We start from the raw sequence: 19,197 nt of genomic DNA, 5'->3' as shown, positions 1-19,197 counted from the left end.
CGAGCAGCACCGGGAAGCGCGAGACGGGCAGATCCTCGCCGCGCCGCATCGCTCGCTCGCAGCGCATCCAGTGGTTGACCGCGCGGAACGCGCACATCGCCGCACACGCCAGTACGGCCACCGAGATGGACGTCTTCACGCCCCAGCGCAGCCCGGTCAGGAACTGGTCCACGGCGATGCCGCCCGCGACGAGCGCCAGGGCCGTGCGGATCCACGCGAGGAAGGTGCGCTCGTTGGCGAGCGAGAAGCGGTAGTCGGGGGTGCTGCCCTCCGCCCGCAGGCGCTGGGGGGCGAACCACAGCCGGAGCGTCGCCAGGAGCCGGTCGATCATGTCCTGAGCCTACGGCCCGCCCCTGGCGCATGAGCACCGTCCAGCGCCCGGGCTTCCGTCCCGGTGCGACGCCGCTCGAACGGGCTGCCGCATTCGAGGACGGCTTCAGGCGGGTCGGTACGGCCGAGAGCCGGTGAACTGCCACGGGTCGCCGCGGGGTGACCTCTACGGGCGTTGCGCGTGCCAGGCCTGCAGCCTGCGGTGGCACTCCAGTCCGTCCGGTACGACGCCCCAGCCGGGCAGCCGCCGCTCCAGATCGTCGGGGGAGAGGAAGTCCCACCAGTCGACCTCCTCGGGCTGCGGCTGTACGGGCAGGGCGCACTCCAACTCGTAGACGCGGACGAACCAGTTGTGGGCGGGAGACTCGAACAGGAACGTGAAGCGCGGCTCGGGCTCGGGCAGACCCCGCACCCCCAGTTCCTCCTCCGCCTCGCGCAGCGCGCCCTCGTCGTAGCTCTCGCCGGCGCCCACGACTCCGCCGACCACCACGTCGTACATCGAGGGGAAGACCAGCTTCCCCGGAGTGCGTCGGTGGACGAAGATCCGTCCCTGCGGATCGCGCACCTGTACCGACGTGCAGCGGTGCCGGAGCCGCAGAGCCGTCGCCTCCCCGCGCGGCGCCTGGCCGACCACGTTGTCGTCGGCGTCGACGATGTCCAGCAATTCATCCGCCGAGCGCGGCTGTTCCGTCATCGGACCTCCTGCGTGACCGCTCCACGCGCGACCGCGTGGCATCCCTTCCAGCTGATCACGCGCCGCCGCGGAAGTCCCGCAGGAGGCGGAGGACGAATCCACTGTGCCCCTGCCGCTGCGCAGCGGAGCGGGTTGGTCCATCGTCTCCCCGACGCGGGGTGCCCAGCACGCCCACGGGGGGTTACTCTCCGGTCACCAGTCATCTCAGGTGAACAACCGGGCGCGCGGCCGGGTGTGGAACAGGTGGGACGCATGGCGTACGACGCCGATGTCATCGTGATCGGAGCGGGGCTGGCCGGGCTCGCGGCCACGGCCGAACTGGCCGACGCCGGGCGCAAGGTGATCCTCCTCGATCAGGAACCGGAGCAGTCACTGGGCGGCCAGGCCCACTGGTCCTTCGGCGGCCTCTTCTTCGTCGACTCACCGGAACAGCGCCGGCTGCGCATCCGCGACAGCCGCGAACTGGCCTGGCAGGACTGGCTGGGCACCGCGGGCTTCGACCGCGAGGAGGACCACTGGCCGCGCCGCTGGGCCGAGGCGTACGTCGACTTCGCGGCCGGCGAGAAGCGCGCCTGGCTGCGGCAGCAGGGCCTGAAGATCTTCCCCGTCGTCGGCTGGGCCGAGCGCGGCGGCTACGGCGCCAACGGGCACGGCAACTCGGTCCCGCGCTTCCACATCACCTGGGGCACCGGGCCGGGAATCGTCGAGCCCTTCGAACGGCGCGTGCGGGAAGGCGTCGCACGGGGCCACGTCGAACTGCGCTTCCGTCACCGCGTCACCGGCCTCGCGCGCAGCGCGGGCACGGTCGACACCGTGACTGGTGAGATCCTCCAGCCCAGCGACGCGGAGCGCGGCACGGCCAGTACCCGGGAGGTCGCCGAGTCCTTCGAACTGCGCGCCCAGGCCGTGATCGTCACCTCCGGCGGCATCGGCGGCAACCACGACCTCGTGCGCGCCAACTGGCCGCAGCGGCTGGGGACTCCGCCCGAGCGCATGCTCTCCGGCGTGCCCGCCCACGTCGACGGCCTGATGCTGGGCGTCACCGAGCAGGCGGGTGGCCGCATCATCAACCGCGACCGCATGTGGCACTACACCGAGGGCATCGAGAACTGGAACCCCATCTGGAACCTGCACGGGATCCGCATCCTTCCCGGCCCGTCCTCGCTGTGGCTGGACGCGACCGGCAAGCGCCTGCCCGTACCGCTGTATCCGGGCTTCGACACGCTCGGGACGCTCGACCACATCATGCAGACCGGGTACGGCTACACGTGGTTCGTGCTCAGCCAGAAGATCATCGAGAAGGAGTTCACCCTCTCCGGGTCCGAGCAGAACCCGGACCTGACGGGGAAGGACGTCCGGGGGGTGCTGGGGCGCGCGACTTCTGGTGCGCCCGGCCCCGTACAGGCGTTCATGGACCACGGCGCCGACTTCGTCATCGAGCGTGAACTGGGCGCTCTCGTACGGCGGATGAATGACATCACCGGCGAAAAGCTCCTCGACGAGGCCACATTGAGGGGCGAGATCGAGGCGCGGGACCGGGAGATCCGCAACCCCTTCACCAAGGACTCCCAGGTGACGGCGATCCGCGGTGCGCGCAAGTACCTCGGCGACAAGCTGATCCGCGTCGCCACGCCGCACCGGCTTCTCGATCCCAAGGCGGGGCCGCTCATCGCGGTGCGGCTCAACATCCTCACCCGGAAGTCACTGGGCGGGCTGGAGACGGACCTCGACTCGCGGGTCCTCGCGGACGGCGGCGAGGTGCTGCCGGGTGTCTACGCGGCGGGGGAGGCCGCCGGGTTCGGCGGCGGAGGGGTGCACGGGTACCGCTCGCTGGAAGGGACGTTCCTGGGCGGCTGCATCTTCTCCGGGCGCACGGCGGGAAGGGCGGCGGCGAAGGCCGTGGGGTGAACAGGCGTGGGGTGAACAGGCGTGGGGTGAACGGCCGGCGGCGGGGCTGCGGTGTCCGGCCGGTCGGCACGCCGGGGCTCCGGTCGTACGCGGCCGGCTGCCCCTCGGCTACTTCTCGTCGGACACCAGCTGCGCCAGCAGATCGCGGCTGGCCGCCGCGATGAAGGGCTGAACACCCAATTCGTCGAGCATGGCCGCTGCGGCGGCCATCTCGGACGTACGGCGCACGGCGTGCTTGCGGGTGCCGTCGACGAGCCGGTCGAGCGTGCTGGCGTCCGTCTGCTGGAGTTCCCTGGCGATGTTCTCCCGCACCCAGCCCTCGCAGCCTGCCGCACGCCCTGCGGCGAGCGCCTCCACGACTGCGGCTGCCAGGCCCTTGAAGAAGACGCTGCGCAGCAGCTTGCGTTCGGCCGCAGTGCCCGGCTCTCCCTCGATGCAGTCCACGAACGCGCCCAGGGGGGTGAGCAGTTGGGCCGTACGTCCGGCGCCTGGCCCGCTGGCCAGCATCGGCACGCGCAGGCCCCGGCCGGGCACGGGCGCCATGATCGCGACGTCTGCGAAGGCCGTTCCGTGTTCGTCCGCTGTCCGGGCCAGGTCCCGTTTGGCGCCGGGGGACGCGGTGTTGAGGTCCGCCCAGACGCCGTGTGGCGGGAGCGCGCCCATTCCGGCGCGCAGCGCGCCGGATGCGGCGGAGGCGCTGTTGACGCTGAGCACGAGGTCGGCGCCTCTCGCCGCGTCGGCTTCGCTGTCCGCTGCGGTCACCCCGTCCGGCACGGGCACCGGCGCCGGATCGTAGCCCCGCACCGACGCACCGGCTCGCGCCAGGTCGCCAGCGATCGCGCCGCCGGCTTCGCCGAGGCCGAGGACTGCGACGACCGTGGGGGTCTCTCCGTTCGGTGAAGCGTTCGCGGACATGCCGCTACACTAAGCCTGCACAATATTGTTGACAATATCGGTGTGCATCTGTGGGGCAGTGCTCGTGGAGCAGAGAGGAATCTGAGCGATCGTGGCAGAGGACGGGGCACGGGACGGGGCCGGGCTGCCGCTGGTGGAAGCGATCCGTGAGGCGATCATCCGGGGTGACTTCGTCCCCAACCAGCGGCTCGTCGAGGCTGATCTGTCCACGCAGTTCGCCGCCAGCCGGGCCAGCGTCCGGTCGGCGCTGCTGGAGTTGACCAACGAAGGCCTGGTCGAGCGGATACAGCATCGCGGCGCTCGCGTGCGTGCGGTGTCCCTGGCCGAGGCCATCGAGATCTCCGAGGTCCGCATGGTGCTGGAGGGGCTCTGCGCGGCCAAGGCCGCCGAGTGCGTCACCGGCGAAGAGGTCCTCGAGTTCCAGTCCCTCGGCGCGTCGATGCGGAAGGCCGTCGCCGACGGCGACCTGCTCGGGTACTCCTCGCTGAACCAGCAACTGCACCGCCGCGTACGGGAGATCGGCGGTCAGCAGACCGCCTCGCGAGTGCTGGAGCGGCTGCGCGGGCAGAACGTGCGCCACCAGTTCCGGCTGGCGATGCAACCGGGGCGGCCCTCCGTCTCGCTGCCCGAGCACCTGGCGATCATCGACGGAATCTGCGCGCACGATCCGGAGGCGGCGGAGCGCGCTGCCCGTGCCCATCTGCGCAGCGTCATCGTGGCGCTGCAAGAGGTCGACCGCACCGGGCCGCCGCCCCGCGGCGCCTGATCTCTCAACTCTCGCCCGACGCCTGGTCCTTCGGGAGCCTCGCCTCGGGTGCTGGACACACCTTCACCCTGCGGGGTGGACGCTCGAGGCCGGTGGTGGCAGTCGCCCCACCGGCCTCGGTCATGCCTGCCCTGTCCCGTGAGTCGAGCAGACGGTCCTGTGCGACCCCTTGACCTCTGTAGCCAAGATTGTTAACAATCTCAGCGGAGATTATGGCTGCAAAGGTCGCGAAGGAGAGTCATGACCGAGCATCCCCAGCCGTCCGACCGCGCAAGGGACCTGGTCCGGGGCGCGTACGACGTGCACATCCATGTGGCACCGGATGTGATGCGCCGCCGCGTCGACGACGTGACGCTCGCGGAGAAGTTCGCCGCCGTCGGCCTGGCCGGCTTCGTGCTCAAGTCCCACTACGCGCCGACCGCGGAGCGCGCCGCCGTCGTCCGGCGAGCCGCACCTGAGGCGGCGGCGCTCGGGGCCATCACCCTCAACGCCTCGGTGGGCGGGCTCAACCCGATCGCCGTCGAGATCGCGGGCCGGGGCGGAGCGAAGTTCGTGTGGCTGCCCACCGTCGACAGCGCCAACCAGCGCCAGTGCCATGCCGAGGAGCCCGAAGGCGCCACGCCTCCCATGTGGGCCAAGCTCCAGGAGGACCTGCGCGCGGACGGCATGGCCGCCGACCCGGTGGACGTGATCGGCCCCGACGGCACAGTGGTCGAGGCCGCACGGCAGGTGTTCCGGCTCATCGCACGGCACGGGATGGTGCTGGCCACCGGTCATCTCCACGCCGACGAGATCGCCGTCGCCGTCGAGGCGGCCGCCGAGGAGGGCGTCGAGCGGATCGTCGTCACCCACCCCGAGTTCACCTCCCAGCGCGTCGCAGTCGAGAGGCAGCGTCAACTCGCCTCCCGGGGCGCGCTGTTGGAGCGGTGCTTCACCACGCCGTACACCGGCAAGGTCGCGTGGGACGTCTGGTTCAACGCCATCAGGGAGGCCGGTCCCGAGCACTCGGTGATCTCCAGCGACCTGGGCCAGCCCTTCAACCCTCCCGTCGAGGACGGCCTGGCGCTGTGCGCGGACCGTCTGCTGGCCGAGGGCTTCGGCGAGGAGGAGGTCCGCACGATGACGGTGCACAACAGCCGCTGGCTCGTCGGCGCCGAGCCGCTGCCCGGTGCGCCCGCCCACCACGGGAAGGCGGTACGGGCATGAGCGAGCGACGACTGCTGGTGGTCGGCGCGCACAGCGCCGACTTCGTCTGGCGGGCAGCGGGCGCCGTCGCCGCGCACACGGCCGCGGGGGGCCAGGCGCTGGTCGTCGCCCTCTCCTACGGCGAGCGCGGCGAGTCGGGTGTGCTGTGGAAGGAGGAGGGCCAGACCGAGGAGAACGTCAAGCGGATACGGCACGAAGAGGCATCGAAGGCGGCGTCCGTGGTGGGCGCCGAGTTCCGCGCCTTCGACCTCGGCGACTACCCCCTGCACGTCTCCGCGGAGGCCGTCGGCAAGCTCGCCGAGCTGATGCGCGACTTCGCCCCTCACGTGGTGCTCACGCACCCGGAGAAGGACCCCTTCAACCCGGACCATCCCGTGGCGCACGAGGCCGTGGCCCGTGCCCGGCTGCTGACCTCCGGGGCGGGAGTCGCCAGCGGATTCCGTACGGCACCGCCCTCGGAGTTCCTGGTCTTCGAGCCGCATCAGCCGGAACTGTGTGCTTTCACACCGACCGTCTACGTGGACATAACGCCTGTATTCAAACGTAAGGTCGATGCCATGAGCTGCATGGCTGCTCAGCAGTATCTGCAGGAGTACTACGCGCAACGCGCGGACCAGCGCGGCAACCACGCCCGCAAGGTCACCGGCAACCAGGACATCCGCCAGGCCGAGGCCTTCCAGCGGCTCCTGCCCAACGTGGTGGGCGCGCTGTGACCGCGGCGGCCCTCACCGAGCTCGCCGATGCCGGAGTGGCGACGGTCTACGAGGCGTACGGCCGCCGCGGCCTGCTCGACGTCGACTGGACGCCCCTGACACCGGGACGCCGCATCGCCGGCCCCGCCCGGATCGCGCTGTGCGGCCAGGGCGACAACCGGGCGGTGCACGAGGCGATGACGTTTGTGCGTCCCGGCGAGGTCCTCGTCCTCACGATGCCCGAGCCCGAGCCGGTGGCCCTCTTCGGAGACCTCCTCGCCACCCAGGCCGCCGCCTGCGGTGCCGCCGCGGTCCTGGTGAACGCGTCCTCACGCGACAGCGTGGACCTCGCGCAGCAGGAGTTCGGGGTGTGGACCCGGTGGCTGCGCGCCCGGGGCGCCACCAAGAACGAGCGCGGCAGCGTGGACGTGCCGGTGGAGATCGGCGGCACCACGATCGAGCCGGGCGACGTGATCGTGCTCGACGACGACGGTGTCACCGCTGTGGCCTCCTCGGACCTGGACGCGACCGTCGAGGCCGTACGGGCCCGAATAACCAAGGAGAACGGGCTGCGGGCGCGCTGGGCGGCCGGCGAATTCAGCTACGACGCCTACGGGATGCGCGAGGCGGACGAGAGCCCGCGGTCGGGAGCGCCGTCATGACGGACGTACTCAGCGCCGCGGGCCTGACCAAGCAGTTCGCCAAGGACGACCAGGCGATCGTCGCCCTGCGCGACTTCTCCCTGACCGTCGAGGAAGGCAGCTTCGTCACCGTGCTGGGCCGCAGCGGATGCGGCAAGTCCACGATGCTCAACCTGCTCGCGGGTCTCACCGAGCCCACCGAGGGCGTCGTCTCCTACCGCGGGGAGAAGCTGACCGGGCCGGACATCGACATCGGCTACCTCACCCAGTCCGACACCCTCATGCCCTGGCGGGACGTGCAGCGCAACGTCGAGATGCCGCTGGAGATCCGCGGCGTGCGGGCAGACGAGCGCCGCACCACGGCAGCGGAGCTCGTCCAGCGCGTCGGACTGCGCGGATTCGAGAAGCACTATCCGCGCGAGCTCTCCGGCGGGATGCGACGGCGTGCCAGCCTCGCGCGGATGCTCGCGGGCACCCCCCGAACCGTCCTCATGGACGAACCGTTCGGCGCGCTCGACGCCCAGCTGCGCACGGAGCTCCAGGAGGAGCTGCTGCAGCTGTGGCAGGGCAGCGGCCAGACCGTGGTGTTCGTGACCCACGACATCGAGGAGGCTCTGCTCCTCGGCGACCGGATCGTGGTGCTCGGCAAGCTGGGCCGCATCGTCACCGACCAGAAGATCACGCTGCCGCGACCGCGTTCCGTGGACGCGCTTCGCGTGGACCCCGCGTTCGTGGGGCTGCACACCGCGATGGCCGCGGCGCTCAAGGAGGGGTCGTCATGACGGAACAGCTCGTGACACCACCGGAGCGGGAGACGGCGGACGCCGGGACGTCGGGTCCGGTGCGGATTCCCGTGGAGCGCACCTGGTGGCAGCGGCACGGGCGCACCGCGACCGTCTGGGGCGTGCGACTGCTGCTGATCGCCGTGCTGCTGACCGCGTGGGAGATGACGGCGGGCAGCCTGTTCGACATCACCTTCACCAGCAAGCCCAGCGACATCGCCGGCCGTCTCGGCGAGTGGTCGGGGGACGGCACCCTGTGGCAGCACAGCTGGGTGACCATCCAGGAGATCGTCTACGGCTTCCTGCTCGGGGCGGCGGCCGGCGCGCTCGCGGGATTCGTCCTGGCGTCGCTGCAGCTGGCCTACCGCGTGCTGGACCCGTTCATGATGGCGCTCTACTCGATCCCCAAGGTGGCGCTGGCACCGCTGTTCATCGTCTGGTTCGGCATCGGCATGCACATGAAGGTGCTGCTCGCGGCGGCGACGGTGTTCTTCCTCGTCTTCCTCAACACGGCTGCGGGAGTACGGGAAGTGGACCGCGGCCTCATCGACGCGGTGCGGCTCATGGGCGGCAACCGCCGCGACATCGCGCTGAAGGTCGTACTTCCGTCGTCGATGACCGGCGTGCTCACCGGCCTGAAGGTCGCCATTCCCTACGCGCTGATCGGCGCCGTGATCGGGGAGCTCGTGGCCTCCAACCAGGGGCTGGGCTATCTCATCAATGACGCTGCGGCGCAGTTCGACACGGCGGGGGTGTTCGCGACGCTGGTCGTACTCAGCGTCATCGCGGGGGTGTTGAACGTTCTCGTCGGCCTCATCGGGCGGCGGGTCAACCGGTGGAAACCGATCGAGGCACAAGGCTGACCGCTTCGAATCCCGGTACCACTGCGAACCACCGACCACCACTGCGGAACCACTGAGGAACCTCTGCGACTGGAGCTGGAAAGAATGAACACTCACATAGAGCGAAGGACGCTGTTGAAGTCGTTCGCGGCGGCCTCCGTGATGCTCGCTCCCGCGGCCGCCGGATGCGCGAAGCACGGGTCGACGACGAAGGCCGGGACGCTGAACATCGGCCAGATCAGCAACTCGGTCGCCTTCTTCCCGCTGTTCATCGCGGAGGAGAAGGGCTACTTCAAGGACGAGGGCATCAAGCTCGGCGATCGGCCACGGCTGGGGACCGGTGCGAAGGTGGCTGCCGCGCTGAAGTCCGGGTCGATCGACCTGGGGGCCGGGGTGCTCACCGACGCCTTCAACCTCGCGCAGAACGATCCGGACGCCCGGGTTCTGTCCAGCCTGGTGACCGAGTACTACGTGGACATCGTCGTGGGGACGTCCTTCGACGGGCCCGGTGACAAGGCGAGCTTGGAGGAGCGCACCAAGTCGTTGGTGGGCAAGAAGATCGGGATCACCGGGCCGGGGAGCGGTACGGAGGCGCTGGTCGACCACCTCTTCAACGGCATCGGCCGGAAGGCGAAGAACGACGCGACCCTCGTCAATCTGGGCAGTGCGGCGACGTCGGCCATCGGTGCGCTCAAGTCCGGGCGGGTGGACGCCCTTTCGTTCTTCCAGCCCATCGGGCAGCAGGCCGAGGCCGACGGCTCGGGCAAGATCTTCATATCCCCGGCCGCCGGTGACGTGCCCGACATGAAGGGTGCGCTGCACGGCGTGATCTTCTCGACGACCAAGCTGCTGGAGAAGAAGTCCAAGGAAGTCAGCGGATTCCAGAGCGCGATGAAGCGGGCGCAGGCCGACGTTCAGGGCGACCCCGACAAGGTCCGCGAGCTGCTGGAGAAGTACCTCAAGGACTCGGACGCCAAGGCGCTGGACGCCTTGGTGCCGATTCTGCGCAAGGAGATGCCCACGTCGCCGGCCGTCGAGCGGGGTCCGTACGAGACCGCGCGCCGGTTCCACCGGAAGAGCGGCCTGGTCGTGAAGGCGCCGACGTTCGGGGAGATCAAGGCGAAGCAGTAAGGGGTGGCGCGCCGGCGCCTACGCGGCTGTGCCCTTGCGGGCGGATCGGTGGCGGTGCGGTGCCCTTGCGGGCAGGTCAGTGCCGGGCGGGTCGGTTGTCGGTGGGTGAGGGTCGGTTGTCCGTGGGTGCGGGGCCGGTGAGGGGCAGTTGTCGGTGGGTGCGGGGCCGTCCCGGTACGGGCGTTCCGGAACGGCATGATTTTCGGCCCGGCACCCCGAAATGCCTTGTGCGAGCTACGAGTTGATGCCGGGCCGAAAATCACGCTTGAGTGTTCCGGACCACCCGCCCCGTCCCGGCCCCTCGCGTGGCTGACCGCCTGCACCGTCAGCGATCGCGCACGGGCAGACGCAGCCAGTTGCGAAGGACTCGCCGCAGTCCGGAGATCCGCCGCCTCTTCGCCCCTCGCTCGTCCCCGCCCCACTGATCGACGACATCACGGCTCGACCGCTGTGGGTCTCCGGGTGACGACATGGGCACCTGGCGGTCTGCCTGTGCCTGGATCTCGTAGTGAGAGTCGTGAGCGGTCACTCTGAACGCCTCGTCGTGAGAAGCAAGGGCGGCACGGATGGCTTGGCCTGCGAGCCCGCGTCGACGGACGAGAAATGCCAGCCACCTGAAGAAGCCCATGACGACTGCGAGGGCGCCGACGAACCCCAGGAACGGCAGGAACTCATCCATGCGGTCGAGACTACGTCCGGCGGGTGCACCCAGGGTCGGTAGTGCGGGTGGCCGTGTTTCGGCTCCGGTCGATGTCGCCTTCCAGCGTCGGCCGTTCCATCGCTCAAGACGCGATATCGACGCCATAGCTTCTTGCCAAGGTGTCGAGACCGAAGTCGTAGCCTTGGCCGACGGCGCGAAAACGCCATGTGGCGCCGCGACGATACAGCTCGGCGAGGAGCAGCGTACGTTCCGTGGTCGCGGCGTCGAGTGTGGCCTCGGCAAGGGACAGCGCAGTGGCTCCCGGGGCTGCGGTGATCTCTATTGCGCCGACATCTCCGAAGGTGGGATCACCGTCAATCGCTGCGGCGATGACGACTCTGCTGGTGGTGGGGGGAGTTGATGCGACGTCCAGAGTGATCGCCTGACCAGTTGGCGCATCGGTGGAGAGCCGGACTGCGCCGTTGGGGCTCTGGGGAGACCCGTAGAACACGAAGTCCTCGTCGCAGATGACTTGTTCGTCTTCATCAAGGCTGAAGGCGACGATGTCGATTTCGCACGCTGTCTGTTGGCTCCAGGTCGCCGTGACAGTCCAGCTTGGATAACTCACCGCGTTCGGAAGGTCGACGACACCACCTCGCGGTAGTACGAGCGCGCCTTGCGAGCATTCCGATGTACGTCCGAGGGAGAGAACGCCTGTGTCCAGGCTCTCGGCGTTGTGGGTGGGGAGATCAAGGGACTGGATCCGGAGAAGTCGCCGCGGCTCGATGTAGCCCCCTTGGAGAATCACGAGGTCGGTGACGTTTCCCGACAGGTTGACGGCCGCGGATCCTCCCAGTTCGACGACCCGGCTCCGAGTCCTGACCGCTTGCGGATGTGTGCCGCCGAGAACGAGCACCCGGTGACCGGCCAGTGGCTTCTCGTCCTTGTCGCCTGTGGGTGCTTGGTCGGAGGCATGTGCCTCGTCGTCATCCTTCAGCGGCTCAGCCGGAAGAACGATGTCGGTTCGCGGAGTTGTTGGCTCCGGTGACGCGGCAGGGACCTCGGAAACCACCTCGGCCCGGACGACTTGGTGAGGTATGCCCTGACGAACATCGTCGAGCAAGCGCAGGAAGGTCCGTTCATCCACAACGGGAATACCCTCCGCGGCGGCTCGCTTGGCCTTTGCGGTCAGCTGGCCGTCGTCATTGGCTACCAGCACACTGGTCAGTCGACTGACAGAGGCCATCACATTCAGTCCAGCTGCCACGGAGCGTGCTGCCAATTCCGCGCGGGAGACCGCGGTTTCGCCAGTAATGGCGATCTTCATGCCTTGCTTCAGGGCGCCTCCTGGAGCAAGGCGCCCAGGGTTGCGGTAGGCGCACGGAATCTTGGGTGGTTTCGGTGTGAACTGTGGGGCTTGCCTTGGGGGGCAGATCAGCAAGGGAAGTGGCATGTCAAGGTGGGCCGCTGCTTTGAGAGACTCTCGCAGCACTCCAGCAAGCACGCGGACGTCGTCTGCTGCATCGTGCGCCTGGAGTTGCCGCACGCCGTAGTGTGCCGCGAGCGTGCCCAGTCTCAGGTCGGACGTCGGTGGGGCCAACTGTCGGTTGAGGGCCAACGTGCACAGGCGTTGGGAAACAGGCAGCCAGCTTCCGGCCCTGGCGAACTCATGAGCCAGGAATTCATAGTCGAACTGCGCATTGTGTGCCACCATCACCCTGCCTTGCAGCATTGCTCCAAGCCGCCCGGCTACCTGCTCAAACAGAGGGGCTCCACGCAACCGGTCAGCTGTCAGGCCGTGGATATCGACCGGGCCCGGATCGCATCCGGGATTCAGCAAGGTTGTGAACTCGTCGGTCTGCTTGCCGTATCGGTCCACGTTGATCACTGCGACTGACAAGACCCGATGTTGATGGGCTCGAAAGCCCGACGTTTCCACGTCCACCAGAGCCCAGTCGAAGGGATGAGCCTGGGCATAGGATTCACCGAGCACTGCAGAAACATGATTCATGCAGTGATAATGCCAGATGTCCTAGTTTCAACTAGCGCCGTTTTCGGGCCATTTGAGAAGGCTGAATTGTGCCGTCGGCCCCGACGAAGCAGGCGGCGGCGGTGGAGCGTGGGTGCCTCGCGTGGGAGATCCGTCTGCGAGGCCGCCGCACACCCATGACGACTTCAACGGCAAGGCCCCTCCCGCACGTTCAGCGGGACGGTCATCGGCTGCGAGCCGTGTCCTACACTCCGATCCATGCGGAGCGTGACTGCGGACATCGTCGCTGACCTGGCGCCGGAGGGCTCGTTGCGGGCCTCGATCAATCTGGGTAATCCGGTACTCGCCCAGGGCACACCGACGGCACCGGCTGGCATCACGGTCGACATCGCCCGGGAGGTCGCCCGCCGGCTGGAAGTGCCGGTGGAATTCCTCTGCTTCGACGCGGCACGGAAGTCGTACGAGGCGATGAGGGCCGGGCAGGCCGACATCTGCTTCCTGGCCGTCGACCCCGCGCGGGAGGCGGAGGTCGCCTTCACCGCGCCGTACGTGGTGATCGAGGGCGTTTTCGTCGTGCCCCGCGACTCGGAGTTCACGACGGCCGCGGACGTGGACCGTTCAGGGGTGCGCATCGGTGTGAAGCGTGGGTCCGCCTACGACCTCCATCTTTCCCGCACCCTGGAGCACGCGAGCGTCGTGCGCGGAGAGGAAGGAGTCGACGAGTTCCGCACTCAGGGGCTGGAGGCCGGGGCCGGGATCAGGCAGCCGGTGGCCGAGTTCGCCGCGAAGCATCCCGAAGTCCGGCTGGTCGAGGGGCCGTTCATGCAGATCCGGCAGGCTCTGGGCACGACCGCGACCCGACAGCCCGAGACCGTGAGGTTCCTCCGCGACCTCGTCGAGGAGCTGAAGGCCGGCGGATTCGTGGCTGATGCTCTGCAGCGTGCGAACCAGTCCCGCTCCCTCGTCGCCCCACCCGCGTAGGCGCAGGCTCAGGGCGTGGCTGTGTACGCGACGAATGCGCTCCACTGCTGTGGCCGGAACGCGAGTTGGGGGCCGTGGACGTTCTTGGAGTCCCTGACGTGAACGTTGTCGGGGCCCGTCGCGACCTCGATGCATGCACCGCCCTCGTTGTCGCTGTAGCTGCTCTTGAACCAGTCCAAGCGGGTGGAGTACTCAGCGTTCATGCTTCTCCCAGCAACGTCTCGATGAGTTCCAGGGACTCCTGGGGCGTCAGAGCCTGCGCGCGGATGATCCCATAACGGCTCTCCACCGCGCGTACGGATTCCCGTTTGGTGAACCAGACATTGCGCCCCTGCGCTTCCGCGTAGGCGAGCTTCGGCCCGTCCTTGGGCTCCAGCAGAATCAACGGCCCTGCGACACCGGGATGGTCCGTGCGTTTGGTCGGCATCACCTGAAGTTCGACGTGGCGCATGCGCCCGGACCCGAGCAGCTGCCGAAGCTGTCCTCTCAGGATGTCGGCACCGCCGAACGGCCTGTGCAGCACGACTTCTTCGAGGACGAAGCTGAGAGTCGGCGGAGGCCACCGGTTGAAGATGGTCTGGCGAGCCAGCCGGGCGGTCACGCGCTGCTCGACCGTCTCCTCGTCGAGCAGGGGGCGGCGCATGCGGTAGAGAGCCCTGGCGTAGTCCTCGGTCTGGAGGAGACCCGGAACGACCATCGTGGCGTACTCGTGCAGTTCCACCGCGCCCGCTTCCAGGCGGGCGAACTGGCGGAAGAACGCCGGGTGATGGAGAGGCGCCTTGTTCACGTCCTCTTCGGCGACCTTCAGCAATCCCCGGGCGTCCAGGATGCGTTCCGCGGCGGCGATGAACTGGGGCTGGGCCGATGGGCGGCCTCGTTCGACGGAGGAGACCAGGTCCAGGCCGTAGCCCGCCTGTCGGCCGAACTCCGCCTGGGTGAGCCCTGCTTGCTCCCGCAAGAGCTTGATCTGCTTGCCCAGGACCTTGTGGACGGGATCGGGCGTGCCGTCCTCGCCGTCGAGCTCTTCGATGTCCGTCATGCGCCCCGCCCCGGTCACCCTTTGTGCTGGATCAGTCGCGCACAGCCTATGTCGTGGTGACTTCACTGCGTGGGGAATCCGGGCGCTCCACCTGCTGCTTGCCGCGCAGCATGTCCATCTGCCGCCATTCCGGGCGCAGTCCGGCGAGGCTCGTGGTGAGGAAGTACGCCACGCCGCCGGCCGTCAGCGCCGGTACGAGCCCGAAGGAGGCCACCGCTGCTCCGGCCAGCAGGCCGCCGAGGGGCATGCCGCTCCAGGCCACCGAGTCGCCGAGTGCGTTGACGCGGCCCAGCAGGTGACGCGGTACGCGTTCGAAGGCCATGGCTCCCAGGATTGGGTTGAGGAAGCCCGCGCCGAACCCGCCGACGGCGAACACCGTCAGTACGTACGGCATCGGAGCGTCGAGGGCCAGGACGAGGAACCTGGGGGCTCCGGCGACGAGGAAACCGGCGAAGAAGACCGTGCGTCTTCGCATGCGGTGCGCCACGGCGGCGGCGATCAGGCTTCCGCAGACCGCCGCGATCCCCATCACGCTGCTGTTGAGACCTATCGCTCCGGGGCCGTTGCCGGATTCCCTGGCCCAGACGGGCAGAAGCACCGTTGCGAATGCGGCGTCGAGCATGTTGGTGATGCCGACCATGACGATGACGCTGAGCAACAGCGGTTCGCCGCGCAGGAAGTTGAGCCCTTGGCCGAACCGCTGCCAGTAGCCGGGCTCGGCTTCGGACGGGTCCGGCTCGATGGCGCGTCCCATGTCGCGGGGGAGCGCCACAGCGATGACGGCCGACCCCAGTGCGAAGCACACGGCGATGACCACCAGGCCCGTCATCGGCCCGAGGAGCGCGACGAGCGAACCGCCGGCGGCCGGACCGATGGTCGAGGCGAGCCGTTCGGTCACGCCGGAGATACCGGTGGCCCTTTCCAGCGGTACGTGGGCGCGTTCCGCCGCTTCCGGGATCATGACCTCTTTCGCGAGGTCGCCGGGGCCTCGCGCGGCCCCGACCACGGCCACGAGAGGCAGCAACAGCCAGAAGGAGAGCAGGTCCAGGCTGTGCAGTACGGGGACGGAGACGGCGGCGGTCGCACTGACCACGTCGGTCGACCAGGAAATCCTGCGGGGGCCGAGGCGGTCCACGAAGGGACCGGCGAATGCTTTCACCGCCACGTACGGCGCGATCTCGCAGAAGGCCATCAAGCCGGTCTGTGTGGCGCTGCCTGTGGTGACGAGCACGAACCAGGGCAGCGCGATGGCCGAGATCCGAGTGCCCGTCAGCGACACTCCCATCGCTGCGAGCACACCGATCAGGGCACGCAGGTTCCGTCCTGCCTGTGAGCCGTCCTTCATTGGTCCCCTGCCTGGCGCCGCCGTCTTCTAGTCCTGGACGCCCTTCGCCCACTTACGGGTGGTGAAGTACCCCCACGGCACGAAGAGCAGGCCGAAGCAGAGCCACATGAGGGAGCCCAGCGTCGCCCACACACCGGTCTCCCGGAAGAAGCCCTCACTGCCCACGGAGCCCTTGACGACGTCGAGTTGCTTTCCGGCCGGCTCGTCGTCCGCGTTCTCGACCGTGCCGTCCCGGTTCGCGTCCCCCGTCGCCAGGGGGTCGAACGTGCCGTGGCACTTGTAGTCGGGCCACATTCTCCCGCTGGCTTCGTAGCAGTACTTCACCGTGAACTTCCCGCGGTCGCCCACGAGTCCGGTCGCCTCCACGCCTTGTACGCCGTTGACGATGAGCGCTCCGACGCCGACGAGGAAGATCGCGAGACCGAGCACCACTCCCACGATCCGGTATCTCCATGGGTGCTTGGGCTTCGCCTGGGACGTGTCCGACTCGTGCGTCTTCTCTCCGGCCATTCGAACACTCTATTGACCCAAAGCGGCACAGAGGTGCCCGGGTCCGCCTTCAGCGGTCCGGCCCGGAGGCGGGTGTGCACAACACCGAGTGTCGTTCACCGCGCCGCCGCGGTCACCCCCAACGCACGTTCTCCCGCTGCGCAGTTCACGCGGAGTGCGTCGAGTTCGTCCTGGGGGAGCCGCAGTGAGGAGCCGCGTCTGCCCGTGCCGTCGAGCATCGAGCCGCCCTCCTCGAGCCATTCCGACAGCGGCTGTACGCCGATGAACCCGGCAAGCCTGGCCAGCTCCTGGCGCGGGGCGTCCAGAAGCTGCTCGTAGGACAGCGTCATGCGCTGCTCCTCCGGGACCGCGGCGAGGTGCGCCACGCCTTCGGTGATGATCTCCGACCACAGCGAGCCGAATCCGGGGAGGGGCATCTCGCGTTCGAGGACGAGAGCGGGGTCGAACTGCGTGCCCAGCAGCTCCGACAGGTCGTCGGGGAGCTCCTTGACGTGGTCACCGGTCAGTTCGGAGAAGGAGGCGACACCGCTACGGCGGAGCATCTCCCGCAGGAGCGAGATCATCCGGTACCCGTTGTGGCGGCTCATCGACAGGGCGCAGTCCGGGCCGTTCCTGTGGAGGTGCACGAAGCGGGCGTCGGGGAAGAGTTCGTGCAGCACCTTCACCCGGTGCAGCGAATATCCCGAGCGTTCGACAGCGGCTTCACGACCGCCGATGCGGGCGGCGAGCGTGCCGAAGAACGCCTCCCACTGCTGGGGCGCGGGACGTGCGGGCCAGCCGTTGACCTCCGGCTCGAGGGCGTCCAGGAGCGCGTCGGGGTCGTCGGTCAGGTGCGGCAGCGCCATCATGCTGACGGCGGGGATGCCCGTCGTCTCCGCCGAGTACCGCCACTCCGGGTGGCGGTTGTAGAGGAACTCCGGCAGCGGCGTGCCGCTGCGGACCATGCGGTCGAAGATCTCCATCGGGGCGGTGAGACACCGCCAGAACTCCGGCCCCGACACGGGCTGTTCGCTCAGCGCCGGCTCTCCGTCGATGCACGCGAACAGCTCGTTCAGACTGAGCACCTCGGGATGCCGCCGGAGCACCTTGGACAGCACCGTCGAGCCGCTGCGCCCGGTGCCGACGACGAAGGTCAAGGTCTTGATGGCAGTCCGCACGGTCAGTTCCTCCCCCGGGCCCGGCGGGCCGTGGTGGTCGAGTTCAACCACTCACTACCCCTGGCTGCGCGGAACGACCCGGGGGAGCCGACGATCACGCGAAAGGGTGGCTGAGCTCAGCCGAAAAGGGACGCGATCTCTTCCGTGCAGGCCCGCAACGCCGGTACGTAGCCGTGGAGTTCCTCCCGCGAGGTGAGGACCACCGCGGCGCCGAGCGAGACCGCCAGACGGGGGCGTCCGGAGCCCTCCGGGTCCGGCACGGCGGCGGCGATCGAGCGGACGCCGACCTCGTTCTCCTCGTCGACCTCCGCCCAGCCGCGCGCCCGTACGCGCGCAACCTCCTCCCGCAGCGCCTCCGGGTCGGTGAGGGTGCGGGAGGTGGTGGGGGCCAGCTCCCCCGCGAGGAGGGTCTCGAGCTCGCCGGGCGGCAGGGTCGACGCGAGCACCTGGCCCATGGAGGTCGCGTGCCAGGGGTTGCGGGTGCCCTCGGCGCTGCGCAGCTGCAGATGCTGGCTGCCCTGCACGCTCAGCACCAGCAGCACCTCGTCGCCGTCCAGGATCCCCGCGATCGCCGGGAGGCCCGTACGGGCAGCCAGCCGCCGCATCGGATCCGCCGCCGCCGAGTAGCCGGCGGGGGAGCGATGGAAGCCGCGCGAGAACTCCAGCACCCGTACCCCCAGCGCGTACCGGCGGGTGTCCTCGTCGTAGGCCACGAACCGTTCGGAAGCCAGCCGCCCGAGCAGGCGGTGCGCACTGCTGACCGGCAGCCCGGCCGTGCGCGCCGCCGCGCTGACGCCCAGCCCGGAGGGGTTGTCGGCGAGTACGGTCATCAGGCGCAGGCCCCGGCTGAGCATGTCGTCGCCGGGCGGTGCTGTCACCGTCGGTGCTCCCTCGGTTTTCGTGTGCGGCAAGGTCAGTCGCGTCCGTTGCCGGCCGCAGATGCGGGCTGGTCAACGCTCACCGTACCCGCGGTGGCGACGGTCGCCCGCGGCTCCTTCACGCCGAACATGAGCGCCGCGGAGAGCAGCGTGCACGCCGCCATGAACCCGAAGGCACCGGCGTCACCGAGATCCGTGCCGCGGACCCAGCCCACCAGATACGTTCCGGCGAACGAGCCCAGCGCACCGAAGGAGTTGACCGCGGCCACGGCGGCGCCGGCCACCCCGGCGGGGGCCAACTCGGAGACGAGCGCGAAGTACGGGCCGTACGGCGCGTACATGCACAGGCCCGCGACCACGAGAAGCGTCATCGCCAACGGGAAGTTCGAACCGGCCAGATATGACGCGTACAGCGCGACAGCACCCGCGCTCAGCCACGGCCACACCGCGATGCGGCGGCGCATGTTGCGGTCGGACACACGGGAGTTGAGCATCATCGCCACGACGGCGAATGCGTAGGGGATCGCGGAGAGCAGGCCCGTCGTGCCGATGCCTTCACCGGAGCCCTGCTTGACGATGGACGGCAGCCAGAAGACGAAGCCGTACATGCCGAACGACCAGAAGAAGTACTGCGCGGCGAGGACGACGACGGGGCGTGAACGCAGCACCTTGGCGTAGTCGCGTGCCGTCGCGCGCGGAGCGTCCGCTGTGGTCGCCCGGTCACCGGGGTCGGCGGCCCTGTCGTCGGCG

General features: G+C 69.1%; 21 protein-coding genes. 9 read left to right on the top strand and 12 right to left on the bottom strand.

Annotated features, from left to right (window positions below; all coding sequences use genetic code 11):
* The coding region (locus H5J26_RS16060; protein WP_181766541.1) for a YidH family protein at nucleotides 1–331 on the bottom strand (331 nt) is incomplete at its 3' end.
* Nucleotides 332–496: 165 nt separating this feature from the next.
* Entirely contained in the window at nucleotides 497–1,024 is a 528-nt protein-coding gene (locus H5J26_RS16055) for an NUDIX domain-containing protein (protein WP_181766540.1), read from the bottom strand.
* A 252-nt stretch (nucleotides 1,025–1,276) separates the two neighbouring features.
* On the opposite strand from H5J26_RS16055, the gene H5J26_RS16050 reads away from it, so the two are divergent.
* Complete coding sequence (locus tag H5J26_RS16050) at nucleotides 1,277–2,932, top strand: FAD-binding dehydrogenase (protein ID WP_181766539.1); 1,656 nt, start codon at nucleotides 1,277–1,279, stop codon at nucleotides 2,930–2,932.
* Nucleotides 2,933–3,040: 108 nt separating this feature from the next.
* Here the strand turns inward: H5J26_RS16050 and H5J26_RS16045 are convergent, their stop codons facing one another.
* The gene (locus H5J26_RS16045; RefSeq protein ID WP_181766538.1) at nucleotides 3,041–3,847 is read right to left on the bottom strand and encodes an NAD(P)-dependent oxidoreductase; all 807 of its coding nucleotides are present in this window, start codon (nucleotides 3,845–3,847) and stop codon (nucleotides 3,041–3,043) included.
* Between the two features lie 91 nt (nucleotides 3,848–3,938).
* Between H5J26_RS16045 and H5J26_RS16040 the strand changes: the two genes are divergently transcribed.
* From H5J26_RS16040 to H5J26_RS16010, 7 genes are all read left to right on the top strand, one after another.
* Entirely contained in the window at nucleotides 3,939–4,613 is a 675-nt protein-coding gene (locus H5J26_RS16040; RefSeq protein WP_309237941.1) for a GntR family transcriptional regulator, read from the top strand.
* Between the two features lie 240 nt (nucleotides 4,614–4,853).
* Nucleotides 4,854–5,819: a DUF6282 family protein gene (locus tag H5J26_RS16035; RefSeq protein ID WP_181766537.1), complete on the top strand. Its 966-nt coding sequence runs from the start codon at nucleotides 4,854–4,856 to the stop codon at nucleotides 5,817–5,819.
* A complete protein-coding gene (locus H5J26_RS16030) occupies nucleotides 5,816–6,532 on the top strand; it encodes a PIG-L deacetylase family protein (RefSeq protein ID WP_181766536.1) in 717 nt (238 codons plus the stop codon). The genes H5J26_RS16035 and H5J26_RS16030 overlap by 4 nt, the downstream gene beginning before the upstream one ends.
* Nucleotides 6,529–7,173 (top strand): 4-carboxy-4-hydroxy-2-oxoadipate aldolase/oxaloacetate decarboxylase, encoded by a 645-nt coding sequence (locus H5J26_RS16025; protein ID WP_181766535.1) that lies wholly within the window; start codon nucleotides 6,529–6,531, stop codon nucleotides 7,171–7,173. Before H5J26_RS16030 ends, H5J26_RS16025 begins: the two co-directional genes overlap by 4 nt.
* Nucleotides 7,170–7,934, top strand: coding sequence for an ABC transporter ATP-binding protein (locus H5J26_RS16020; RefSeq protein WP_181766534.1), 765 nt, complete (start codon nucleotides 7,170–7,172; stop codon nucleotides 7,932–7,934). Before H5J26_RS16025 ends, H5J26_RS16020 begins: the two co-directional genes overlap by 4 nt.
* A complete protein-coding gene (locus tag H5J26_RS16015) occupies nucleotides 7,931–8,797 on the top strand; it encodes an ABC transporter permease (protein ID WP_181766533.1) in 867 nt (288 codons plus the stop codon). Before H5J26_RS16020 ends, H5J26_RS16015 begins: the two co-directional genes overlap by 4 nt.
* An 84-nt stretch (nucleotides 8,798–8,881) precedes the next feature.
* The gene (locus H5J26_RS16010) at nucleotides 8,882–9,907 is read left to right on the top strand and encodes an ABC transporter substrate-binding protein (protein ID WP_181766532.1); all 1,026 of its coding nucleotides are present in this window, start codon (nucleotides 8,882–8,884) and stop codon (nucleotides 9,905–9,907) included.
* 325 nt (nucleotides 9,908–10,232) lie between these two features.
* On the opposite strand, the gene H5J26_RS16005 is transcribed toward H5J26_RS16010, so the two are convergent.
* Complete coding sequence (locus H5J26_RS16005) at nucleotides 10,233–10,586, bottom strand: hypothetical protein (protein WP_181766531.1); 354 nt, start codon at nucleotides 10,584–10,586, stop codon at nucleotides 10,233–10,235.
* A gap of 103 nt (nucleotides 10,587–10,689) precedes the next feature.
* On the bottom strand, nucleotides 10,690–12,558 hold the full coding sequence (locus tag H5J26_RS16000; RefSeq protein ID WP_181766530.1) for a TerD family protein: 1,869 nt from the start codon (nucleotides 12,556–12,558) through the stop codon (nucleotides 10,690–10,692).
* A 237-nt stretch (nucleotides 12,559–12,795) separates the two neighbouring features.
* On the opposite strand from H5J26_RS16000, the gene H5J26_RS15995 reads away from it, so the two are divergent.
* Complete coding sequence (locus H5J26_RS15995; RefSeq protein ID WP_181766529.1) at nucleotides 12,796–13,518, top strand: transporter substrate-binding domain-containing protein; 723 nt, start codon at nucleotides 12,796–12,798, stop codon at nucleotides 13,516–13,518.
* Between the two features lie 8 nt (nucleotides 13,519–13,526).
* On the opposite strand, the gene H5J26_RS15990 is transcribed toward H5J26_RS15995, so the two are convergent.
* The 7 genes from H5J26_RS15990 to H5J26_RS15960 all read right to left on the bottom strand — a co-directional run.
* On the bottom strand, nucleotides 13,527–13,721 hold the full coding sequence (locus H5J26_RS15990; protein WP_181766528.1) for a DUF397 domain-containing protein: 195 nt from the start codon (nucleotides 13,719–13,721) through the stop codon (nucleotides 13,527–13,529).
* A complete protein-coding gene (locus H5J26_RS15985; protein ID WP_181766527.1) occupies nucleotides 13,718–14,557 on the bottom strand; it encodes a helix-turn-helix domain-containing protein in 840 nt (279 codons plus the stop codon). The genes H5J26_RS15990 and H5J26_RS15985 overlap by 4 nt, the downstream gene beginning before the upstream one ends.
* A 46-nt stretch (nucleotides 14,558–14,603) precedes the next feature.
* Nucleotides 14,604–15,902: an MFS transporter gene (locus H5J26_RS15980; RefSeq protein WP_181766526.1), complete on the bottom strand. Its 1,299-nt coding sequence runs from the start codon at nucleotides 15,900–15,902 to the stop codon at nucleotides 14,604–14,606.
* Nucleotides 15,903–15,929: 27 nt separating this feature from the next.
* Nucleotides 15,930–16,412, bottom strand: coding sequence for a hypothetical protein (locus tag H5J26_RS15975; RefSeq protein WP_181766525.1), 483 nt, complete (start codon nucleotides 16,410–16,412; stop codon nucleotides 15,930–15,932).
* Nucleotides 16,413–16,507: 95 nt separating this feature from the next.
* Nucleotides 16,508–17,569, bottom strand: a complete 1,062-nt coding sequence (locus tag H5J26_RS15970; protein ID WP_309237940.1) for a sulfotransferase — start codon at nucleotides 17,567–17,569, stop codon at nucleotides 16,508–16,510.
* Between the two features lie 116 nt (nucleotides 17,570–17,685).
* On the bottom strand, nucleotides 17,686–18,447 hold the full coding sequence (locus tag H5J26_RS15965) for an IclR family transcriptional regulator (RefSeq protein ID WP_309237939.1): 762 nt from the start codon (nucleotides 18,445–18,447) through the stop codon (nucleotides 17,686–17,688).
* A 35-nt stretch (nucleotides 18,448–18,482) separates the two neighbouring features.
* On the bottom strand, nucleotides 18,483–19,197 hold a 715-nt coding region (locus H5J26_RS15960), incomplete at its 5' end, for an MFS transporter (RefSeq protein WP_181766524.1).

The organism is Streptomyces albidus (ex Kaewkla and Franco 2022), from assembly GCF_013870515.1.
Classification (GTDB): domain Bacteria; phylum Actinomycetota; class Actinomycetes; order Streptomycetales; family Streptomycetaceae; genus Streptomyces; species Streptomyces albidus.
This window is presented reverse-complemented; position numbering and strand designations above follow the sequence as displayed.